The 18931-nt window shown below is 71.3% G+C and carries 16 protein-coding genes; 10 read left to right on the plus strand and 6 right to left on the minus strand.

All coding sequences use genetic code 11. The features are described from left to right. Nucleotides 1–63: 63 nt before the first annotated feature. On the minus strand, nucleotides 64–960 hold the full coding sequence (locus QSK18_RS30570) for a LysR family transcriptional regulator (protein ID WP_285626353.1): 897 nt from the start codon (nucleotides 958–960) through the stop codon (nucleotides 64–66). Nucleotides 961–1043: 83 nt separating this feature from the next. Between QSK18_RS30570 and QSK18_RS30575 the strand changes: the two genes are divergently transcribed. The 8 genes from QSK18_RS30575 (at nucleotide 1044) to QSK18_RS30610 (ending at nucleotide 10813) form a co-directional block, all read left to right on the plus strand. Continuing rightward, nucleotides 1044–2114, plus strand: coding sequence for an EamA family transporter (locus QSK18_RS30575; RefSeq protein ID WP_285626356.1), 1071 nt, complete (start codon nucleotides 1044–1046; stop codon nucleotides 2112–2114). Between the two features lie 784 nt (nucleotides 2115–2898). Next, nucleotides 2899–3141: a hypothetical protein gene (locus QSK18_RS30580; protein ID WP_232814676.1), complete on the plus strand. Its 243-nt coding sequence runs from the start codon at nucleotides 2899–2901 to the stop codon at nucleotides 3139–3141. Next, entirely contained in the window at nucleotides 3138–3554 is a 417-nt protein-coding gene (locus QSK18_RS30585; protein WP_232814675.1) for a PIN domain-containing protein, read from the plus strand. Before QSK18_RS30580 ends, QSK18_RS30585 begins: the two co-directional genes overlap by 4 nt. A 58-nt stretch (nucleotides 3555–3612) precedes the next feature. Further along, a complete protein-coding gene (locus QSK18_RS30590) occupies nucleotides 3613–4443 on the plus strand; it encodes a patatin-like phospholipase family protein (protein WP_232814674.1) in 831 nt (276 codons plus the stop codon). Nucleotides 4444–4490: 47 nt separating this feature from the next. Further along, nucleotides 4491–5498, plus strand: a complete 1008-nt coding sequence (locus tag QSK18_RS30595; protein WP_269811197.1) for a 1-acyl-sn-glycerol-3-phosphate acyltransferase — start codon at nucleotides 4491–4493, stop codon at nucleotides 5496–5498. Between the two features lie 1093 nt (nucleotides 5499–6591). Further along, nucleotides 6592–8937 carry a HelD family protein gene (locus QSK18_RS30600; RefSeq protein WP_285626358.1) on the plus strand — a complete coding sequence of 782 codons (2346 nt, stop codon included), beginning with the start codon at nucleotides 6592–6594 and terminating at the stop codon, nucleotides 8935–8937. A 156-nt stretch (nucleotides 8938–9093) separates the two neighbouring features. After that, nucleotides 9094–10179 carry an acyltransferase family protein gene (locus tag QSK18_RS30605; protein ID WP_285626360.1) on the plus strand — a complete coding sequence of 362 codons (1086 nt, stop codon included), beginning with the start codon at nucleotides 9094–9096 and terminating at the stop codon, nucleotides 10177–10179. Between the two features lie 58 nt (nucleotides 10180–10237). Then, complete coding sequence (locus QSK18_RS30610; protein WP_232814670.1) at nucleotides 10238–10813, plus strand: NADPH-dependent FMN reductase; 576 nt, start codon at nucleotides 10238–10240, stop codon at nucleotides 10811–10813. On the opposite strand, the gene QSK18_RS30615 is transcribed toward QSK18_RS30610, so the two are convergent. The 4 genes from QSK18_RS30615 to QSK18_RS30630 are packed head-to-tail and all read right to left on the minus strand — an operon-like array spanning nucleotide 10804 to nucleotide 14809. Beyond that, nucleotides 10804–11451: a response regulator gene (locus QSK18_RS30615; protein WP_332879951.1), complete on the minus strand. Its 648-nt coding sequence runs from the start codon at nucleotides 11449–11451 to the stop codon at nucleotides 10804–10806. The genes QSK18_RS30610 and QSK18_RS30615 overlap by 10 nt on opposite strands. Beyond that, nucleotides 11439–12689, minus strand: coding sequence for a sensor histidine kinase (locus QSK18_RS30620; protein ID WP_285626363.1), 1251 nt, complete (start codon nucleotides 12687–12689; stop codon nucleotides 11439–11441). The genes QSK18_RS30615 and QSK18_RS30620 overlap by 13 nt, the downstream gene beginning before the upstream one ends. A 15-nt stretch (nucleotides 12690–12704) precedes the next feature. Next, the gene (locus QSK18_RS30625; RefSeq protein ID WP_285626443.1) at nucleotides 12705–14054 is read right to left on the minus strand and encodes an FtsX-like permease family protein; all 1350 of its coding nucleotides are present in this window, start codon (nucleotides 14052–14054) and stop codon (nucleotides 12705–12707) included. Continuing rightward, complete coding sequence (locus QSK18_RS30630; protein WP_285626365.1) at nucleotides 14054–14809, minus strand: ABC transporter ATP-binding protein; 756 nt, start codon at nucleotides 14807–14809, stop codon at nucleotides 14054–14056. The genes QSK18_RS30625 and QSK18_RS30630 overlap by 1 nt, the downstream gene beginning before the upstream one ends. Nucleotides 14810–14987: 178 nt before the next feature. Between QSK18_RS30630 and ilvA the strand changes: the two genes are divergently transcribed. Further along, nucleotides 14988–16220 (plus strand): threonine ammonia-lyase, encoded by a 1233-nt coding sequence (gene ilvA, locus QSK18_RS30635; RefSeq protein WP_232814666.1) that lies wholly within the window; start codon nucleotides 14988–14990, stop codon nucleotides 16218–16220. Here ilvA and QSK18_RS30640 read toward each other — a convergent pair. Further along, nucleotides 16217–16978: a phosphatase PAP2 family protein gene (locus tag QSK18_RS30640; RefSeq protein ID WP_285626368.1), complete on the minus strand. Its 762-nt coding sequence runs from the start codon at nucleotides 16976–16978 to the stop codon at nucleotides 16217–16219. The genes ilvA and QSK18_RS30640 overlap by 4 nt on opposite strands. Nucleotides 16979–17184: 206 nt before the next feature. On the opposite strand from QSK18_RS30640, the gene QSK18_RS30645 reads away from it, so the two are divergent. Continuing rightward, nucleotides 17185–18834 (plus strand): serine/threonine-protein kinase, encoded by a 1650-nt coding sequence (locus QSK18_RS30645; RefSeq protein ID WP_285626370.1) that lies wholly within the window; start codon nucleotides 17185–17187, stop codon nucleotides 18832–18834. Nucleotides 18835–18931: the final 97 nt, after the last annotated feature.

The following is an 18931-nucleotide window of genomic DNA, read 5'->3' on the forward strand; positions in this document are numbered from 1 at the left end:
GATACTGGCCAGGGCTGGTCACTTTGGCCACACCAGTAACAGAATCGGTGCCCACAAGCGTCCTCAATGAGTGGTTTGACCGGAAACGAGCAGGCTGAGAAGCAGCGCCAGGGGCGGCCATTCGGAACGGCCTGCGCGGGTCACCGCATAGGCCCGCAGGATCACCCCGGGGTCGCGCAGCGGCAGCAGCCGGACCCCGGCACGCACCGGATGGTCGACCGGGAGCAGTCCGATGCCCTGCCCGGCCAGCAGGAGTTCCTGCACCAGCCCGAGACTGTCCACCTGATGGCTGATCCGCGGCTCGAAACCGGCCATCGAGGCCAGGGTCCGCACCGCGTCCTCGTCGGCGGTGTTGCGCGAGTTCACGATCCACGGCTGGTCGGCCAGGGCCTTGAGGGTGGCCGGGGCGCTCGTCCGGGCGGCGCCGGCGAGAGCCTCCGGGACGGCGACCGCCCAGGGGGTCGTCCACAAAGGAATCCACTGCGATGCTGGATCTTTCGGGCGGGGAGCGAGGTTGTAGTCGTAGACCAGGGCCAGGTCGATCTCGTCCGCGGTGACCATGCCCAGCGCCTCGAGCGGTTCGTACTCGTGAATCAGCACCCGCACCCGGGGGTGGTCCTGGCCGAGCTGCCGCACGATCGGCAGCAGGACCCGGCGGATCGCGCTGGCGAAACCGCCCACCCGCAGCGTGCCCGCGGGTTCCGCCGACGGGTCCAGATCGCCCTGGGCGGCCTCCACCGCGGCCAGGATCGTGACCGCGTGCTCGGCCAGGCGCCGACCGGCCGGAGTCAGCCGCACCCGCCGCCCGTCCGGCTCGACCAGGGCCGCGCCCACCTCCTTGGCCAGAACGGCGATCTGCTGGGAAACCGTGGACGTGGTGGTGCCCAGTTCGTCGGCCACCTCACGCATCGAGCCGAGCCGGGAGAGCTCGAGCAGGAAGGCCAGGCGCCGGGTGTCCATCGCTGGATTGTCCATGAATCCCGAACGGTGTGTCCATGATTGGCACGTGGACGCGGACGATCCATCTGAGGTGACATGCGGGTGTGACAACGTCCTCCTCCGCCCGTAGCGGTTCGCTCCTCGCCGTCGGTGCCATCCTCAGCGTCCAGCTCGGCCTCGCCGTCGCGGTGCCCCTGGTCGACGAGATCGGCCCGGTGGCCACCGCCTGGCTGCGCCTGGCCTGGGCGGGCCTGTTCTTCGCGATCCTGCTGCGGCCCCGCCGGGGTGAGGTGAGCCGGGCCGGTCTGGTCAGCGGCCTGCTGCTGGGCGCCGTGATGGCCGGCATGACCATGCTGTTCATGGCCTCTCTGGTCTACCTGCCCCTGGGCACCGCCAGCGCGCTGGAGTTCCTCGGTCCGCTGGGCGTGGCGCTGTTCCGGGGCCGCGGCCGGGCCCGCCTGCTGGCCCTGCCCGCCCTGGCCGGGGTGCTCCTGCTCACCGAACCGTGGACCGGCGACGTGCACCCGGCCGGCATCGCCCTGGCCCTGGCCGCCGCCCTCTGCTGGGCGGCCTACATCCTGCTCACCCAGCGGATCGGCGACGAGGTCTCGGGCCTGCGCGGGCTGGGCATCTCGATGCCGGTGGCCGCCCTGGTGGGTACCGCGGTCGCGCTGCCCGGCCTGGCCGGCGGCGAGATCCGCCCCGGCCCCGACGTCGTGCTCTTCGGGCTGCTGCTGGCCGCGCTGGTGCCGGTGGTGCCGTTCACCCTGGAACTGCTCGCCCTGCGCCGCCTCACCGCTGCGGCCTTCGGCACGCTGATGAGCCTAGAGCCGGCCGTGGCCACGGTGATCGGTCTGGTGCTGCTGGGGCAGGTGCCGGGAGCCGGGGCGGTCTTCGGGGTGGGGCTGGTGGTGCTGGCCGGGATCGGTGCCGAGCGCACCGGGGCTCGTTCTGAGGAGCCCTCGGCTGCTGAGTCTTTCGGGCGGTGTGAGGGTGATGCCGATGTCATCACGTCCCTAGCTTTCGCCAGTTCCGGAGCTACCGGTTCTTCTGCTCCTGCCGGTTCTGCTACCCCCGCCAAGCCTGCTACCCCCGCCAAGCCTGCTACCCCCGCCAAGCCTGCTACCCCCGCCAAGCCTGCTACTCCCGCCGGTTCTGCTGCTCCCGCCAGTTGAGCTTCCCCGGCGCCTTTGCTGGCCCTGACGCCCCCTTCCGGTTCTGCTGTCCCCGCCGGTTCTGCTGCCCCCGCCGGTTCTGCTGCCCCCGCCAGTTGAGCTTCCCCCTGCGCCTTTGCTTACCCCGGCGCCCCTTCCGCTTCGGCTGTCCCCGCCGAGCCCGCTACCCCGCCGAGCCCGCTACCCCGCCGAGCCCGCAATTCCCGCGCTGCCTGCTGTCCCCGCCAAATCTGCTACCCCTGCCAATTGGACTTCCCCGCGCCTTTTCTGACATCACCGCCCCTCCGCTTCGCTATCCACGCCCTGTCTGCCACCTCCAGCACCTCCACCCAACCGGTCCGCTGAATCAGCCGGACCCGTCCAGTTCGCTGCCCGAGATTCCATGCCCATGTGAACTTTTAGCGACAAGTCCACGAGACCATGGCCGCCTCCGCGGCCCGGCTGTGCCCCTGCCGCGATGAAACGGGTTTCGCGATGGATCGATGGCCGGCGCCGGCTCGACCGTCACCACCGTCGGGGTCACCTAGCGGGTTCGCCGTCCGTCTGCCAGCTCCCGATGCAGCCTTGGGGCGCCGGAAGGCTGCCACCGCTGAGCGATAAGAACCCCTGCGGAGCAGCCGGTTACGGCGTGAGGGAGCGGGCGGGTGTGGGCGGGGTTAGGCGGGGGTGGGCTGGACATGGGGCTGACCTGCGGGGACGGCGGGGCGGTGGGGGCGCGGGGCAAATTGTCGGTGGGGGAATGCAAGATGGGGGTATGGGCAGAGAGAGGGAGGGGGACCCGTCGATGTTCTCTGAGGATGTACGGCTGGCAACGAGAGTCACGGTTGAGGGGGTCGATCTGGCCCTGCTCCGGCAGGCTTCGCGGCTCCTGGGTGCAGAAGATGCGGCGGCGGTCGATCAGGCCCTCGCCGAGCTCATTCGCGATCGTAATCGGCGGCGCGCAGTCACGGCCGAGCTGCATCGCTACGAGAGCGGGCAGTTCGCGGTGCTGTCCGGTCAGGGTACGGGGAACAGGGGGCAACGATGAACGTCGGCTGGCTTCTCGACAGCAGTGCGCTCGGCCTCGCGCACCAGAAGGAGGTGGCGTCCAGGCTGCTGCCGATGCTCAGCGCCGGGCTGCTCTACACCTGCCCGCTGCTCGACCTGGAGGCGCTGGCCACCGCCGCCACGGCGCAGGCCTACCGCAAGATGCGGGCCGACCGTCGGCAGGCCTACAGTTCCGTGCCGTTCGAGACGGCGGTGGGCGAGCGGGCCCTGCGCCTGCAGGCCCGGGTCGGGCGCCTGGCCGGGTCCGGGGTACGGCCGCGTGACCTGCTGGTGGCCGCCACCGCGCTGGAGCACCAGCTCGCGGTGCTCCACCACCATCCGGCCTTCACCCTGCTCGGCGAGATCTGTGAGCTCGAGCAGCACCCGGTCTCTGCCCTGGGGGCGCTGGAATAGTCCGGATGGCGTACGGTCGCGGCGTTCGGAGTGCCCCCGAGGGGAGTAGCAGGCAGCGATGGGCAAGACCGCATTCGTGTTCGGCGGCGGGGGCATGCTGGGGGCCAGTGAGGTAGGCATGCTCCGCGCCGTGATGGAGGCCGGGCACCGTCCCGACCTCGTCCTCGGCACCAGCGTCGGCGCGATCAACGGCGCCGTGCTGGCGGCCGATCCGACCCTCGACTGCGTGGGTGAGCTGGTGGCCACCTGGGAGTCGCTGGGCGGGCGGGAGCTGTTCTCCGGCCCGCTGCAGCGGCTGCGGGTGGCGGCCAGCACCGGCACCCACCTGCACTCGATCGAGCCCCTACGGGCGCTGATCGAGCGGCGGCTGGGCCCGGTCGACATCGAGCAGCTGGCCGTGCCGTTCCAGTGCTGCGCGGCCAGCATCGAGCGGGCCGCGGAGACCTGGTTCACCAGTGGGCCGGTGGCCACCGCGGTGGCCGCCTCCTGCGCCGTTCCCGGCATGTTCGGGCCTGTGCAGGTCAACGGCGAGCACTACCTCGACGGCGGCCTGGTCAACAGCCTGCCGGTGGGCCGCGCGGTCGAACTCGGGGCCACCGAGATCTTCGTGCTGCACGTCGGGCGGATCGAGCAGCCCCTGCGGGTGCCCTCCCGTCCCTGGGAGGTCGCCACGGTGGCGTTCGAGATCGCCCGCCGGCACCGGTTCGCCGCAGACATGGCCGCCGTGCCCGAGGGGGTGGCGGTGCGGGTCATGCCCGCCGGATCGGTCCAGGCGCCCAGCGCCAACCTGCGCTACCGCAACACGCAGAAGGTGCGTATGCGCATCGAAGAGGCCTACCAGGCCTCCCGTGCCTACCTGGAATCGCTTCCGGCCGGAGGGCGGGCCTGACCATGCTTCCCCCCTACTGGGTACGGCGTCTCGTCCTGCTCCCGCTCATGCTGGTGATCAGCGTATTCGCGGTCGTCACCGCTCCGGCCACGCTGCTGCTCGCCGCGCTGATCGGCTTGCTGATCCCCGGCCAGCGAGGCCGTCCCTACCGGCTCACCGTTCTGGTCACCGGCTATCTCGCGGCCGAGGGCGTAGCCCTGGTGGTGCTCGGTTACCTGTGGGTGGCCTGCGGTTTCGGCCGGCGGGTGCGGGAGCCGAAGCACGAGCGGCGGCACTACGTCTGCGTCCGTGCCTTCCTGCGCTGGATCTTCTGGCTGGTCAATCACGCGCTGCACGTGCAGGTCCGGGTCGACGGCCCGGAACTGGAGGCCTACCGCGACAAACCGCTGATCGTGTTCTGCCGGCACGCCGGCCCGGGCGACTCGTTCCTCCTGGTCCACGCTCTGATGAACTGGTACGACCGGGAGCCGCGGATCGTTCTGAAAGACACCATGCAGTGGGATCCGGCGATCGACATCGTGCTCAACCGGCTGCCCACCCGCTTCATCCGCTCCGGCGCCCCGGGCAAGGCCACGGTCGACCCGGAGAAGGGTCCCGACGCGGAGCAGCTGATCGGAGAGCTGGCCCGCAAGCTCGACGGCAACGACGCGCTGGTCCTCTTCCCTGAGGGCGGCAACTTCACGGCCCGCCGCCGCGCCCGGGCCATCGCCAAATTGCGCCGCCGGGGGCTGATGGCCGAGGCGGCCAAGGCCGAGGCGATGCGCTACGTGCTGCCCCCACGGCCGGCCGGTGTGCTGGCCGTGCTCGACAACGCGCCCGAGGCAGACGTGGTCTGGGTAGCTCACACCGGTACCGACCACCTGCTCACGGTCACCGACATCTGGGGTGCACTGCCGGTGGCGGTGGACCTGAAGATGCGGTGGTGGCAGGTGCCTGCCGGGAGCGTGCCGGGCGGCCGGGAGCAGCGGATCGCCTGGTTGTACGAGTGGTGGCGGCAGATCGACGACTGGATCACGGTCAACCGGGTCGCGGAGGGTCAGCGAGAGGCCGCCTGAGGAGACATACTGGTAAGTCCTTTGCGCCGGGCCGGGCTGTTCGGCGGTGCGGTGGCCCGGGTCGTGATCCGGTCCTCGCGGGGCAGAGGTGGCTGGTGTTCGGCGGGCAGGACGTGGTGCGGTAGCAGGTGCGCTCGGCCGGGACAGGCGTGGTCGAGCGTGGTCGAGCGCGGTACGTGCGTGATCGGGTGTGAGCGGGAACCGGCCGGGTCGGTCTGGAGTCGGTCTCAGGTCGTGTAGATCATCGATACCGGCAAGAGGACGGGTCGGCTCGGCCAAGCGGCCGGGTCGGGTTTCGGTCTCGGGTCGGGTTCGAACGGAGGACGGGTCACCCTGGCGAAGGTGCTCGGGTCGGGGCCGGTCTCGGGTCGGGTTCGAACAGAGGACGGGTCACCCTGCGAAGGTGCTCGGGTCGGGTTGGTCTCGGTCGGGGTTCGGACGGAACAAGGGACGGGTCGCCCAGGCGAAGGTGCTCAGGTCGGGTCGGTCTCGGTCGGGTCCGAACAGAACAGGGGACGGGTCGGCTTGGCGAAGGTGCTCGGGTCGGGTTCGGTCGGGGTTCGGACGGAACAGAGGATGTGTCGGCCCGGCGAAGCGGCCCGGGCTCAGATCGGGTCGGGTCCGAACGAGGACGGGTCGGCCCGGCGAAGCTTTCGAGGTCGGGTTCGGTCTCGGGTCCGAACCGAGAACGGGTCGCCTGACGAAGCCGCCTGGGCCGGATCGGTCTCGGGCCGGGGTGAGTCGAGCAGCGGGTACGAGGCAGAACAGAGAGCTGGGCCGGGCCGAGTTGGTCGGCGGCAGAATGGATCGGTGGCCGGCGAGCACGGGTGGGCCGTAGGGGCCCGGGGGCCGGACACCGGATCGGTTCTCCTGGACGTGATGGGATCGGTGCCGGTGTCTGAACCGAACCGGGCCCGGTCGGACACACGCGATGAACCAAGCACTGCAGCACCGGCCATATGTACCGGTTATATGTACGGCACCACCGAACCTTCGGCGGTGGGCAAGTGAGCAGCGACAGGTAAGTAGAAGTGGTGCCGCGGCAGGCGACGCGCGGCCGAGCAGGTGGGTGACGAGCATGGGAGGCCATGGCGTGAGCGATGGCACGGTCGATGGCCTGACCGGGAGCACGGACGAGCACACCGGCAGCACTGGTGGCAGCGCCGGTGATGGCCGCAACGGCACCGGTGGGCCGCAGAACGCCACCGAGCGCGAGGTGGCCCTGGAACAGACCTACCTCGACCTGCTCTACGGCCGGCTCGACGACATCCGCTCCCGGGCCCGCACGACCCTGGACGACCTGCGCCGGTCGTCCTCCTCCAACACCCCGGCCGGCCGGGCCGAGAAGGACGCCTTCGACGCCCTGCACACCGAGCGGCTGGCCCAGCTCGACGCCGTCGAGGACCGGCTCGCCTTCGGCCGGCTGGACATGAACGGCGGCGAGCGGCGCTACGTCGGCCGGATCGGCCTCGCCGACGAGGGGCAGCAGCAGCTCCTGGTCGACTGGCGGGCCCCCGCCGCGGCCGCCTTCTACCAGGCCACCGCGGCCGCCCCGGCGGGCGTGGCCCGGCGGCGGCACCTGGCCACCCGGGGCCGCACGGTCACCGGCATCGACGACGAACTGCTCGACGTCAGCGGCCTGAACGCGGCCGACCTGACCACCGTGACCGGTGACGGCGCCCTGATGACGGCGCTCACCGAGCACCGCACCGGCAAGATGCGCGACATCGTGGCCACCCTGCAGTCCGAGCAGGACGAGATCGTCCGGGCCCCGCTCACCGGCGTCCTGGTGGTCCAGGGCGGACCGGGCACCGGCAAGACCGCGGTCGCCCTGCACCGCGCCGCCTACCTGCTGTACACCCACCGCGAGCGGATCGCCAAGAGCGGCGTGCTAGTGGTCGGGCCCTCACCGGTCTTCCTGCGCTACATCGAGCGGGTGCTGCCCTCGCTCGGTGAGACCGGTGTGGTGCTGTCCACCCCCGGGCAGATCTTCCCCGGTGTCGAGGCCACCCGCACCGACCGGCCCGAGGTCGCTCTGCTCAAGGGCGATCTGCGGATGGCCCGGGTGATCCGCGAGGCGGTGCGCCAGCGCCAGCTGACCCTGCCCCGGCCGGTCCCGATCACCCTCGACGGCGACCAGATCGCCCTGCGCCCGGCCGCGGTGGTCGAGGCCCGCTCCCGGGCCCGCCAGACCGGGCGCCCGCACAACGAGGCCCGCACCACGTTCGTCAAGCACCTCCTCGACGACCTGGCCGGGCAGCTGGCCCGGGCCCGGCGCCTGGAGAACGACCCGGAGACCCGGCTCGACCTGGCCGCCGAACTGCGCGACAACATCGACGTGCGGCGCGAGATCAACCTGCGCTGGATGCCGCTGTCGGCCGAGGCGTTCCTCGACAAACTGCTCTCCGACCCGGACCGGCTGCGGGCCGCCACCGAGGGCAAGCTGGCCAAGGCCGAGGCCCGGCTGCTGCTGCGCGAGCCCGGCAGCCCCTGGACCCAGTCCGACGTGCCGCTCCTGGACGAGGTCGCCGAGCTGATCGGGGCCGACGTGACGGCCAGCGCCGCGGCCGCGCGGGAGCGGGCCCGGGCCGCGGCCGAACGGGCCGAGGCGGTCCGCTACGCCCAGGGCGTGCTCCAGATGTCCGGTGAGGCCGCGGCCATGATGACCGCGGACATGCTGGCCGACCGGTTCGAGGGTCCGGGGGGCAGCCTGACCGTGGCCGAGCGGGCCCGCGACGACCGCACCTGGACGTACGGGCACGTGGTGGTGGACGAGGCCCAGGAGGTCTCGCCGATGCAGTGGCGCACCCTGGCCCGACGGGTGCCCTCGCGCTCCATGACGGTGGTCGGTGACCTGGCCCAGACCAGTTCCGCAGCCGGGGCCAGCACCTGGGCCGGTGCGCTGGACACGATCGCCAAGGACCGCTGGCGGGTGGCCGAGCTGACTGTCAACTACCGCACCCCGGCGAAGATCATGCGCCCGGCCGCGGCCATGCTCACCGCCTCGGGCATCAGCGTGAGGCTGCCCGAGTCGGCCCGCGAAGGTGACTGGGACCCGTCCCTGATTCAGGCTCCCGAAGACGCCGGGGCAGTGGCCGAGGCCGTGCTGCGCGCGGTCACGGCCGACGAGAAGGCGCTCGGCGGCGGGCAGTTCGCGGTGATTCTCTCGCGGGCCGAGGTGGTGGGCGAGGTCTCCGAGCGGGTGCGCAAGTCGCTGCTGAGCCCGGAGTACGCCGGGCTGGGCGAGCGGGTCTCGGTGCTCAGCGTCGACGACGTGAAGGGCCTGGAGTACGACGCGGTCACCGTGGTCGACCCGGCCGGGATCGTCGCCGCCTCCCGCCGGGGCGCCAGCGACCTCTACGTCGCGCTGACCCGCCCCACCCAGCGGCTCACCGTGATCCACCACGGCGACCTGCCCGAGGGCCTGCGCATCCCCTGACACACACCGTGACGAGTGGTGACGGATCCTTGCCACTCGTCACGCCGTGCCGGTGAACTCACCTCGGAAATCTCTTGGTGTCCCTCCAGAAACCCTGTACATAGAGGTGGAGGCCAGAAGGTTCCCGTCCGCCGAGTGATTTCAGGGACAGATCAGATGTCGCGTCGCCCCGCGCTGGACGGCCTACGGGCCATCGCCGTGCTCGCCGTCATGGCGTTCCACACCTCGCCCGCCGCCCACGGCGGTTTCCTGGGCGTGGACGTGTTCTTCGTGATCAGCGGATACCTGATCACCGCCCTGCTGCTGCGGGAGTGGGACCGCACCGGCCGGATCGACCTGAGGTCGTTCTACCTGCGCCGGGCCCTGCGCCTGCTGCCGCCCCTGCTGTTCATGCTCGTGGTCAGCCTGCCGGTCGTGCTGACCCTGGCCCGCGACCAGTTCACCCTGAACCCGGTGGTGGCCCTCGCCAGTGTTCTCTTCTACGTGGCGAACTGGGCCAACGTCTGGGTGAACGGCGGCACCGGGATCTGGACCCACACGTGGTCGCTGTCGATCGAGGAGCAGTTCTACCTGATCTGGCCGGTCCTGCTGATCGCGGTGCTGGCCCGCCGCCGGAAGGCCCCCGCGGCCGCCCTGGCCGTGCTGGTCGGGGTGGTCGTGGTGGCCCGCTGGATCAGCGCCGGCAACTCCGAGAGCACGCTGTGGCTCTACTACGCGACCACCTCGCACTGCGACGGACTGCTGCTCGGGGCCCTGCTCGCCGTTCTGCTGCAGCGGCGCGAGGGCCTGGCCGGTACCCGAGTCCGGTCCGAGGTCGTGGCCTGGGCCGGGGTGCTCGGTCTGGCCGCGCTGTTCGCCACCTCCCGCATCGAGCCCAGCGTCACCTACCAGTGGCGGCTGCCACTCGCCGCACTGTTCTCGGCGCTGGTGGTGCACCACCTGGTCACCCAGAAGGACGGCCCGATGGTGAGCCTGCTCTCGGTGCGGCCGCTGGTGGTGATCGGGACGCTCTCCTACGGTTTGTACCTCTACCACTTCCCGGTCTTCATGACCGTGCAGAACCGGGGCTTCTCACACCTGGTGCAGCACCTGCTGGAGCTCTCGCTGACCGTTGCGCTGACCGTCTTCTCCTGGTTCCTGGTGGAGAAGCCGGCCCTGCGGCTGAAGGACCGGCTCCCGGCCCCCGCACCCGCCCTGGTGGTTCCTGCGCCGGCCGGGGGAGTCGCCGGGCCGGTCACCTGAGGCCAGGCATACGGTGGGCCGGTACCTCGCACGGCCCCTCCGCAGTAAGGATCCCCCCATGTCCAGACCAGTCGTTCAGATCATCGTCGCCAGCACCCGCCCCGGGCGGGTCGGTCTTCCGGTCGCCCAGTGGATCCAGGCGGTGGCCGAGAAGCACGCCGGTTTCACCGTCGAGCTGGTCGACCTGGCCGAGCTGAACCTGCCGCTGATGGACGAGCCGAACCACCCCCGGCTGCGGCAGTACGTGCATGAGCACACCAAGCGCTGGAGCGCCACGGTGGAGCGGGCCGACGCGTTCGTCTTCGTGATGCCCGAGTACAACGCCGGGTACACCGCCCCGCTGAAGAACGCGCTCGACTACCTGGTGCACGAGTGGGCGAACAAGCCGGCCGGCGTGGTCAGCTACGGCGGGGTCTCGGCCGGCGTGCGCGCCGTGACCACCCTGCGGCCGGTGATGGCCATGCTCAAGCTCTTCCCGACCGGCGGCAACGTGCACATCCCGTTCGTCACCCAGTTCCTCACCGAGGAACGCACGATCAACCCGAACGAGATGATGAGCGCCGGCGCCGAGGCGATGCTGGTCGAGCTCGAGGTCCTGGCCCGCACCCTGAAGCCGCTGCGCGCTCAGTCCTGATGTAGGTAGGCCAGAACCGCCAGCACCCGGCGGTTGTCGTCGGCCGCCTGGGGCAGGTCCAGCTTGGTGAAGATGCTGTTGGTGTGCTTGCCCACGGCCTTCTCGGAGACGAACAGACGCGCTGCGATCGCGGCGTTGGACCGGCCCTGGGCCATCAGGCCCAGCACCTCGCGCTCGCGTTCGGTCAGCCGTTCCATCGGGGCCTCGCGCTGGGCCCGGGTGAGGATGCTGGAGACCACCTGCGGGTCCAGGACCGTGCCCCCGGCGGCCACCTGCTGAACTGCCTCGACGAACGAACGGACGTCGGTGATCCGGTCTTTCAGCAGGTAGCCGATCGAGCCCTGGCCGGAGGCCAGCAGTTCTTTGGCGTAGAGCTGCTCCACGTACTGGCTGAGCACCAGCACCGGGAAAGCGGGCCGTCGGCGCCGGATCTCGACCGCCGCCATCAGACCCTCGTTGGAGAAGCTCGGCGGCAGCCGCACATCCAGGACGGCGATGTCCGCCTCCTTCTCGTCCAGCGCCTGCAGCAGTGACGTGGCATTGTCCACGGCCGCCACCACCTCGAAGTCGTGCGCCTCGAACAACCGGATCAGCCCGTCCCGCAACAGGGCCAGATCCTCGGCGATCACGACGCGCACGGTACCTCCACCACGACCAGGGTCGGCCCCCCAGCGGGGCTGTCGATGCTCAGTGTGCCGTCGAAGGCACGCAGCCGTTGCGCCACCCCAGCCAGCCCGGTGCCGCCGCTCACCGCGGCCCCGCCCTCACCGTCGTCCCCGATTTCTGCTCTCAACTGGCTGCCCGAGAACCCCAGCCGCACCCAGGCGCGTTGCGCCTGAGCATGTTTCACCACATTGGCCAGCGCCTCGGCCACCGCGAAGTAGACCGCGGTCTCGACCGGCGCGGGAATCTTGCGGGGCAGGTCGACCGACGTGGTCACCGGCAGCGAGAGCTGAACGGCCAACGCCTCGACGGCGCCGCCCAGCCCCCGGTCGGCCAGCACCGGCGGATGGATGCTGCGGACCACGCCGCGCAGGTCCTCCAGGGCCTCGGTGGTCGCCTTCCGGGCCTCGGCCAGCAGCGCGGCGGCTGCCTCCGGGTCGCGCTTGAGCAGTTCCTCGGCCAGCCCGATGTTCATGCCCAGCGAGACGATCCGGGCCTGCGCCCCGTCGTGCAGATCCCGCTCGATGCGCCGGATCTCGGCCGCTGAGTGGTCGATCGACTCGGCCCGGGACTCCGACACCGCCGCCACCCGGCGTTCCAGCTGGGCGGCGAGCGAGTTGCCGTACATGGCCAGGGTGGTGACCGCCCGGACCATCGACAGCAACGGGGTGAGCAGCCACCACAGCACCAGGTCGAGCGAGATCGGCAGCAGCCACCAGAAGGTCTGGAACACCAGCGCCAGCACCAGGTGGGTGATCGCCAGGGCCGGCAGGCAGACCACGGCCGCCGACAGGGCCAGGCCGCCGGTGCTGGCGAACGCGGTGAAGGCCAGGTCCAGCCAGCGCCGCGGGTCCTGCAGCCAGGTCCACGGCCGGGCCCAGACCGCGGCCAGGCCGGTGCTGCCGCTGCTCTTGTACCCCGGCACCTCCACCGGCTGCCGCAGGGCCGTACCGGCCAGGTAGCGGTGCGCCCGGCCGAGCTGGGCGGCGGCCGGCACGGCCAGGTGGAGCAGGAGCAGCCCGACCAGGACGGTGGTGGTCGGCCAGCCGGTCACGATCAGCACGAAGAGCACGAGGCAGGGGACGGCGAGCAGGACGTGGGCGAGTTCGAGCAGCCAGATCCGGGCCCGGTCGCGCAGACCGGCCTCGTCGAACCGCAGCAGCGGGATCCGCCGCAGTCCTCTTTCTCCCCACATGGTGCCCAAGTCTGTCATCGCCGTCCCCTGCCCTCAGGCAGCCAGGGTCAGGGCCGGGCGGCGCAGCATCCGGCCGGTCAGCACCGCGGTGGCCGAGATCGTCACCGTGGCGGCGACCGCGGCGACCCCGAGCAGGTACCAGGGCCCCAGACCGGGCAGCACGCTGTCCAGCTTCACCCAGCTGAACGGGCACATCATGGCCAGCGAGGCGATCGCCCCGAGCACGATGCCGGTGCCCGACAGGAAGGCCGCCTCCAGCAGCATCACCTGCCGGATCTGGGCCTTGGTGGCCCCGGCCAGCTGCTGGCGGCCGAACTCCTGGCGCCGGGCGGCGACCGCCGCGGCCAGGGTGTTGACCACCATGATGGCCGCGAACAGCGCGATCATCCCGACCACCACGTAGTTCAGCAGCTCCACGTCCTCCGCCTCGGGCGTCTTCACCAGGCCCGCGTCGGCCTTGTTCTGGATCGCCACCAGGTAGGCGGTGCCGGCCGCGATCCCGGTGAAGATCGTGATCGGCGCCAGGGTCGCGCCCAGGGCCTGGGCCCGGGCCCGCAGGTCGTGCCGGGCCAGGTGCCCGGCCACCCCGAACGGCTTCAGCACGAAACCGAAGACGCTGGTGGCCAGCCGCAGCAGGACCGGCGACAGGGTGGCGATGCCGATCGTGGTGAACACCCCGGCCGGGCCGGCGGTGCTCATCGGGGCCATCGGGTCCGGGTCGTCGGCCATCACCGTGACGGTCACCACCAGCAGCTGCAGACCGATCAGGATCAGTCCCAGGCCGGCCGCGATCTGCCAGCGGCTGGTGCGCCGGGGGCCGGTCGCGGCCTCCCGCTGCGATGCCCGCACCGATGCCCGGGTGGCCCGGCGGGTGGCGATCCGCGCCGCGAAGTAGGCCACCAGGGTGATTCCGAGGCCGGTGATGGTCAGGGCGACCGGCTGACCGTGGCCGCCCACGCCGTCCGAGAGCATCCCGGTCTCGCGCATCGCGCCCAGCACCAGATCGCCGACCAGCCAGGCCGGTCCGGCCGCGATCACCACCGCCGCCAGCGTGACCAGCGTCGACTCGGTGATCACGAGCCGGCGCACCTGTTTCGGGGTGGCCCCGACCGCCCGCAGCAGGGCGGTCTCGGCGGTGCGCTGACCCACCACCAGGGTCAGCGTGGAGGCCAGGGAGAAGAGCACGATCAGGGCGCCCCAGCTGCCTACCACGATGCCCATGGTCGAGAGCCGGTCGGCGTCGGCGGTGGACACGTCGCCCGTGCCGGCGCTGCTCAGAGTGGCGAACGAGCCGATCAGCACGGTGCCGAAGAACACCGACAGGAAGTACGCACCGAACGAGGTGGCCCGCGTGCGCAGCGAGCTCCAGGCGATGAGTCGCATCACGCACCGGTCCCGGAGAGAGCCGGAACCAGCTGGTCCAGGTGGGTCATCTGGGCGGCCACGGCCTCGGCGGTCGGGTTGGCCATCTGCCCGGCGATCCGGCCGTCGGCCAGGAACACGACCTGGTCGGCATAGGCCGCGGCCACCGGGTCGTGGGTGACCATCACGATGGTCTGGCCCAGACGATCGGCCGAACCCCGCAGGATCCCCAGCACGTTCCGGGCCGTCCGGCTGTCCAGGGCGCCGGTCGGTTCGTCCGCGAAGAGCACGTCCGGCTTGGTCACCAGTCCGCGGGCGATGGCCACGCGCTGCTGCTGGCCACCGGAGAGCTCGGCCGGCAGCGAGTGCACCCGGTCACCGAGACCGACCTGGTCGAGCAGTTCCCGGGCGATGCCGCGGGGCACGCGGCGCCCGGCCAGGCGCAGCGGCAGCTCCACGTTCTGCCCGGCGCTCAGGTAGGAAAGCAGGTTCAGGTTCTGGAAGACGATGCCGATCCGCTCGCGCCGGAACAGGGTGGCCGCCGCCTCGTCGTTCGGCAGGGCGCGACCCCCGATGGTGATCGTGCCGGCGGCCGGTCGCTCCAGACCGGCCACGCAGTTGAGGAACGTGCTCTTGCCGGACCCCGAGGGGCCCATCAGAGCGGTGAAGGTACCCCGCTCCAGCCGCAGGCCCACCTCCCGCAGTGCTTCGACAGCCCCCGGTCCGCTGCCGTACGTCATGCTCAGCCCACTGACGTCCAAAGCCGGTGTTTCCATAATCTTTCCCCCTCAGATGAATGTGGTGCGGTGTGACTTCGAACTTACGGACGTCGGTGAGCCCGTTCGAGGGGTCTGAGCAGCCAGCGGGGGTAGGGGAAACCTGGCCCGCCGGGGGTAGGGAAAACCCCACCCCCGGGAGCCGGGGGTGTGTGGGCGGGCGTGCGAGGATTCCGTCATGTCCGCTCCCGCCCGCGTCCTGCCCGTCTCCGACGCCGATGTTCTGGCGGCCGCCGAGCTGCTGGAACCGGTGATCCGGCGCACCCCTGTGGTCCGCAGCCGGGCCCTGTCCGACCTACGGGGCGGCGACGTTTACCTGAAGTGCGAGAACCAGCAGCGGGCCGGTTCGTTCAAGATTCGCGGCGCCTATACCCGGATGGCCCGGCTGTCCGAGGCCGAGAAGGCCCGGGGGGTGGTGGCGGCCAGCGCCGGCAACCACGCGCAGGGGGTGGCCCTGGCGGCCCGGCTGCTCGGGGTGCCGGCCCGGGTCTACATGCCGGTCGGGGCGCCGCTGCCCAAGCTCGACGCCACCCGCGGTTACGGCGCCGAGGTGGTGCTCACCGGCAGCACGGTGGACGAGTGCCTGGCCAGCGCCCTGGAGCACGCCGAGACCAGCGGTGCGGTGATGATCCACCCGTTCGACCACGCCGACGTGGTGGCCGGTCAGGGCACGATCGCCCTGGAGTTCCTCGAGCAGCGGCCGGACGTGAAGACGGTGCTGGTCAGCACCGGGGGCGGTGGCCTGCTGGCCGGTGTGGCCACGGTGCTCAAGGCGCGGCGCCCCGACATCCGGGTGATCGGCGTGCAGGCCGAGAGCGCGGCCGCCTACCCTCCCTCGCTGGCCGCGGGCCGACCCGAGTCGCTGCCCTCGATGAGCACGATGGCCGACGGTATCGCCGTGGGCCGGCCCGGTGACGTGCCCTTCGCGATCGTCGACAGCCTGGTCGACGAGGTGGTCACGGTCGACGAGGAGACCATCTCCCGGGCCCTGCTGCTGATGCTGGAACGCCAGAAGCTGCTGATCGAGCCGGCCGGCGCGGTCGCCGTGGCGGCCCTGCTCAAGGACGGGCTGGAGATCGAGACCCCGGCCCTGGCCGTGCTTTCCGGCGGAAATGTCGACCCGCTGCTGCTGATGCGCCTGATCCGGCACGGCCTGGCCTCGGCCGGGCGCTACCTGCGGCTGCGCGTGCGGGTGCCGGACACGCCCGGCTCGCTCGCCCAGCTGCTGATGCGTCTGGCCACCACCGACGCGAACGTGATGGAGGTGGAGCACGTGCGCACCGGCGCCCGCACCGCGGTGAACGAGGTGGAGGTGGCCCTGTGGGTGGAGACCCGCGGCCCGGCGCACTGCGACCAGGTGGTGGCCGACCTCACCGCTGCGGGCTACCAGCCCCGGCACGAGAGCGACTAGCGGGCAACGCTCTTGGCCGCCACGTCGGCCGTGCGGCGGGTGCTGGTGGCCGGTTCGGTCGCGGGGTTCACGTGCACCGCCAGCGCCCAGGCGGCACCGACCACGGCCCAGCCGGCCAGCACGTCGAGCGTCCAGTGATTGCCGGTGCCGATCACGATCAGCGCGGTGAGCACGGCGTGCCACCAGCCCAGGCTGCGCAGCAGCCGGTTCCGGGTGGTCAGTGAGACGGCCAGGGCCACCCACAACGCCCAGCCCGCGTGCATCGACGGCATGGCCGCCAGCTCGTTGGTCAGCCGGCCCATCTCGCCCGGCAGCGAGTGCCCCGCCCCCCACCAGCCCAGATCGGCGTTCTCGGCCAGCACGTCGATGTAGCCGGGCACGAACCGCGGCGGGGCCGTGGGCATGGTGATGTAGGCGGCCAGGGCCATCACCGTGGCCAGGACCAGGGCGTTGCGGCCCTGCTGGTAGACCTGCCGGCCGCGGGTGTAGAGCAGGATCAGCACCGCCGCGGTGACCACGTAGTGGGCGGCCGCGTAGTAGTAGCTGAAGGCGACCGCCAGCCATTCGTGGGCAGCGGTGAAGTGGTTGAAGCTGAGCTCGTGGTGCAGCCCGAAGAACCGCTCCACGTCCAGGACCGAGTTCGCCCGGGACAGCGCGGGCTTCAGATCGGTCGAGGCGAGCAGCCGGGAGAGCGAGTACACCCCCCAGAGGGCGCCCAGAAGAACGAGTTCCCGAACGCCGCGCCAGATCTCGGACATGACCGCAACCGCCCCCTCCGCAGGATCCGGGCCGGCGGCCTTCCCCAACCGCTCAGCCCTCGGCCAGCGTAGTCGGCGCGTCGCCGACCGGCATCAGGGCTCACCCTGAGAAGCACCGTACGTGACCCTGACTGACGGTGAGTGACGAAAGCGTCACTGTCGGGCGGATTTCCCTGCCTCACAAGCCGGGCTGGCACTATGTGCCGATGCCTGACGCCAGTCGACTGCGAGCCGGAGACCCGACGGAGGTCGCCGGGTACCGCATCGTGAGCCGGCTCGGCCAGGGTGGTCAGGGGGTTGTCTTCCTCGGTGCCGGGCCGGACGGCAGTCGGGTGGCGGTCAAGCAACTGCGGCTAGAGGATGAGCGGTCCCGGCAGCAGTTCGCCAAGGAGGTCTCGGCGGCCCGCCGGGTGGCGGCGTTCTGTACCGCCCGCGTCATCGACTTCGATCTCGAGGCCGAATCGCCCTACGTGGTGAGCGAGTTCATCGAAGGCCCGTCGCTGCAGCGGCTGGTACGCGACTCCGGGCCGATCACCGGAAGTCGGCTGCAGCGGCTGGCGATCGGCACCGCCACCGCATTGGCCGCCATTCATCAGGCAGGCGTGGTGCACCGCGACTTCAAGCCGGCCAACGTGATGATCTCGCCGGAGGGACCGCGGGTCATCGACTTCGGCATCGCTCGCGACCTGTCCCACGAAACCACGGTGACGAGCCGGATTTTCGGAACGCCGGCCTACATGGCGCCGGAGCAGATCCGGGCCGAGCGGGTGAGTCCGCAGACCGACATGTTCGCCTGGGCCTCGGTGGTCGCGTTCGCCGCCACCGGCCGGGCCCCGTTCGAGGCCGAGCACATGATGGCCGTGGTGCACCGGATCACCACGATGGAGCCGCGCCTCGACGGGGTGCCGGCCGGGCTGGCCGAGGTGCTGCGCCGCTGCCTGGCCAAGGAGCCGGACCAGCGCCCCACCGCGCAGCAGGCCCTGGCCCTGCTGCTGGGCCGGCCCGAGCACGACCAGGCCGATCCGACGGTGGTGCTCGCCGAGGGGAGTCGGCTGGCGCAGAACAGTGGGGGCGCCGGTGGGGAGTCCGCGGCCGAGCAGGCCGAGCAGGCCCTCCGAACGCCGACCACCAGGCGGGTTTCCCCGGCTCCGGTGCGAACCGGCGAGAGCCGGTCCGGCCTGACTGCCTGGTCCTCACCCGAGCACTCGCCCGAGTACGGCACGCCCGAGACCCCGCCCTCCGGTCTGCCCGATACCCGCACCCGACCCAGCGGCGTCCTGTCCTCGATCGGGGCCGTTCTGGCCGTGCTCGTGATCGGGGGCGGCATGGTCGGCGGGGGCGCCCTGCTGCTGCGCACCCTGCTCGACAACGACGAGCCCCGCACCAACTCCAGTTCGCCCACCGACCCGAACACCGGTACCGATCCCGGAACCGACGAAGCCGACCCCGAGCCGACCGGTGCCGACGAGACCATCGGCGCGACCGACGTCCCTTTGCCGCAGACCAGCACGGACACCCCCGCCGCCCTGCCGGACTGGACCGCCGGCTCCTGGCGCGGCGAGGTCTACCAGCCGCTGGGTGAGGTCTCCCGCTACGAGGTGGTGCTGACCTTGGAGGCCGGTCGGTCCCAGGGACGGATCGACATCCGCTCGCTCGGCTGCGGTGGAGTGCTGAGCTTCGAGTCCGGCACCGACTCGGTGGTGATGGCGACACAGCTGGAGGACGACCTGTGGGACACCTGTGCCGACGACAGCACGGTGCGCCTGACCCGCAGCGGCGACGGCGAGATGCTCTTCTCCTGGCAGGACGCGGCCGAGGAGAGCAATTCCGGGGGCGGAACGCTGCGACTTGAGTGACTCTGCGCAAGTCGTGGTTGCCTGAGAGTCACAAAATCCGGTCTAAGCGGGCACGTTTACCCCGAGTGCTACAGATCGCCGCGCTTCGGGTGGCAGA

Source organism: Kineosporia sp. NBRC 101677, assembly GCF_030269265.1.
Classification (GTDB): domain Bacteria; phylum Actinomycetota; class Actinomycetes; order Actinomycetales; family Kineosporiaceae; genus Kineosporia; species Kineosporia rhizophila.

Excerpts from the sequence above, each read along its gene's own strand:
- QSK18_RS30570 (WP_285626353.1), bottom strand. The coding sequence starts at position 960 with ATGGACACCCGGCGCCTGGCCTTCCTGCTCGAGCTCTCCCGGCTCGGC.
- QSK18_RS30580 (WP_232814676.1), top strand. The coding sequence starts at position 2,899 with ATGTTCTCTGAGGATGTACGGCTGGCAACGAGAGTCACGGTTGAGGGG.
- QSK18_RS30585 (WP_232814675.1), top strand. The coding sequence starts at position 3,138 with ATGAACGTCGGCTGGCTTCTCGACAGCAGTGCGCTCGGCCTCGCGCAC.
- QSK18_RS30590 (WP_232814674.1), top strand. The coding sequence starts at position 3,613 with ATGGGCAAGACCGCATTCGTGTTCGGCGGCGGGGGCATGCTGGGGGCC.
- QSK18_RS30595 (WP_269811197.1), top strand. The coding sequence starts at position 4,491 with ATGCTGGTGATCAGCGTATTCGCGGTCGTCACCGCTCCGGCCACGCTG.
- QSK18_RS30605 (WP_285626360.1), top strand. The coding sequence starts at position 9,094 with ATGTCGCGTCGCCCCGCGCTGGACGGCCTACGGGCCATCGCCGTGCTC.
- QSK18_RS30610 (WP_232814670.1), top strand. The coding sequence starts at position 10,238 with ATGTCCAGACCAGTCGTTCAGATCATCGTCGCCAGCACCCGCCCCGGG.
- QSK18_RS30620 (WP_285626363.1), bottom strand. The coding sequence starts at position 12,689 with ATGACAGACTTGGGCACCATGTGGGGAGAAAGAGGACTGCGGCGGATC.
- QSK18_RS30625 (WP_285626443.1), bottom strand. The coding sequence starts at position 14,054 with ATGCGACTCATCGCCTGGAGCTCGCTGCGCACGCGGGCCACCTCGTTC.
- QSK18_RS30630 (WP_285626365.1), bottom strand. The coding sequence starts at position 14,809 with ATGGAAACACCGGCTTTGGACGTCAGTGGGCTGAGCATGACGTACGGC.
- ilvA (WP_232814666.1), top strand. The coding sequence starts at position 14,988 with ATGTCCGCTCCCGCCCGCGTCCTGCCCGTCTCCGACGCCGATGTTCTG.
- QSK18_RS30640 (WP_285626368.1), bottom strand. The coding sequence starts at position 16,978 with ATGTCCGAGATCTGGCGCGGCGTTCGGGAACTCGTTCTTCTGGGCGCC.
- QSK18_RS30645 (WP_285626370.1), top strand. The coding sequence starts at position 17,185 with ATGCCTGACGCCAGTCGACTGCGAGCCGGAGACCCGACGGAGGTCGCC.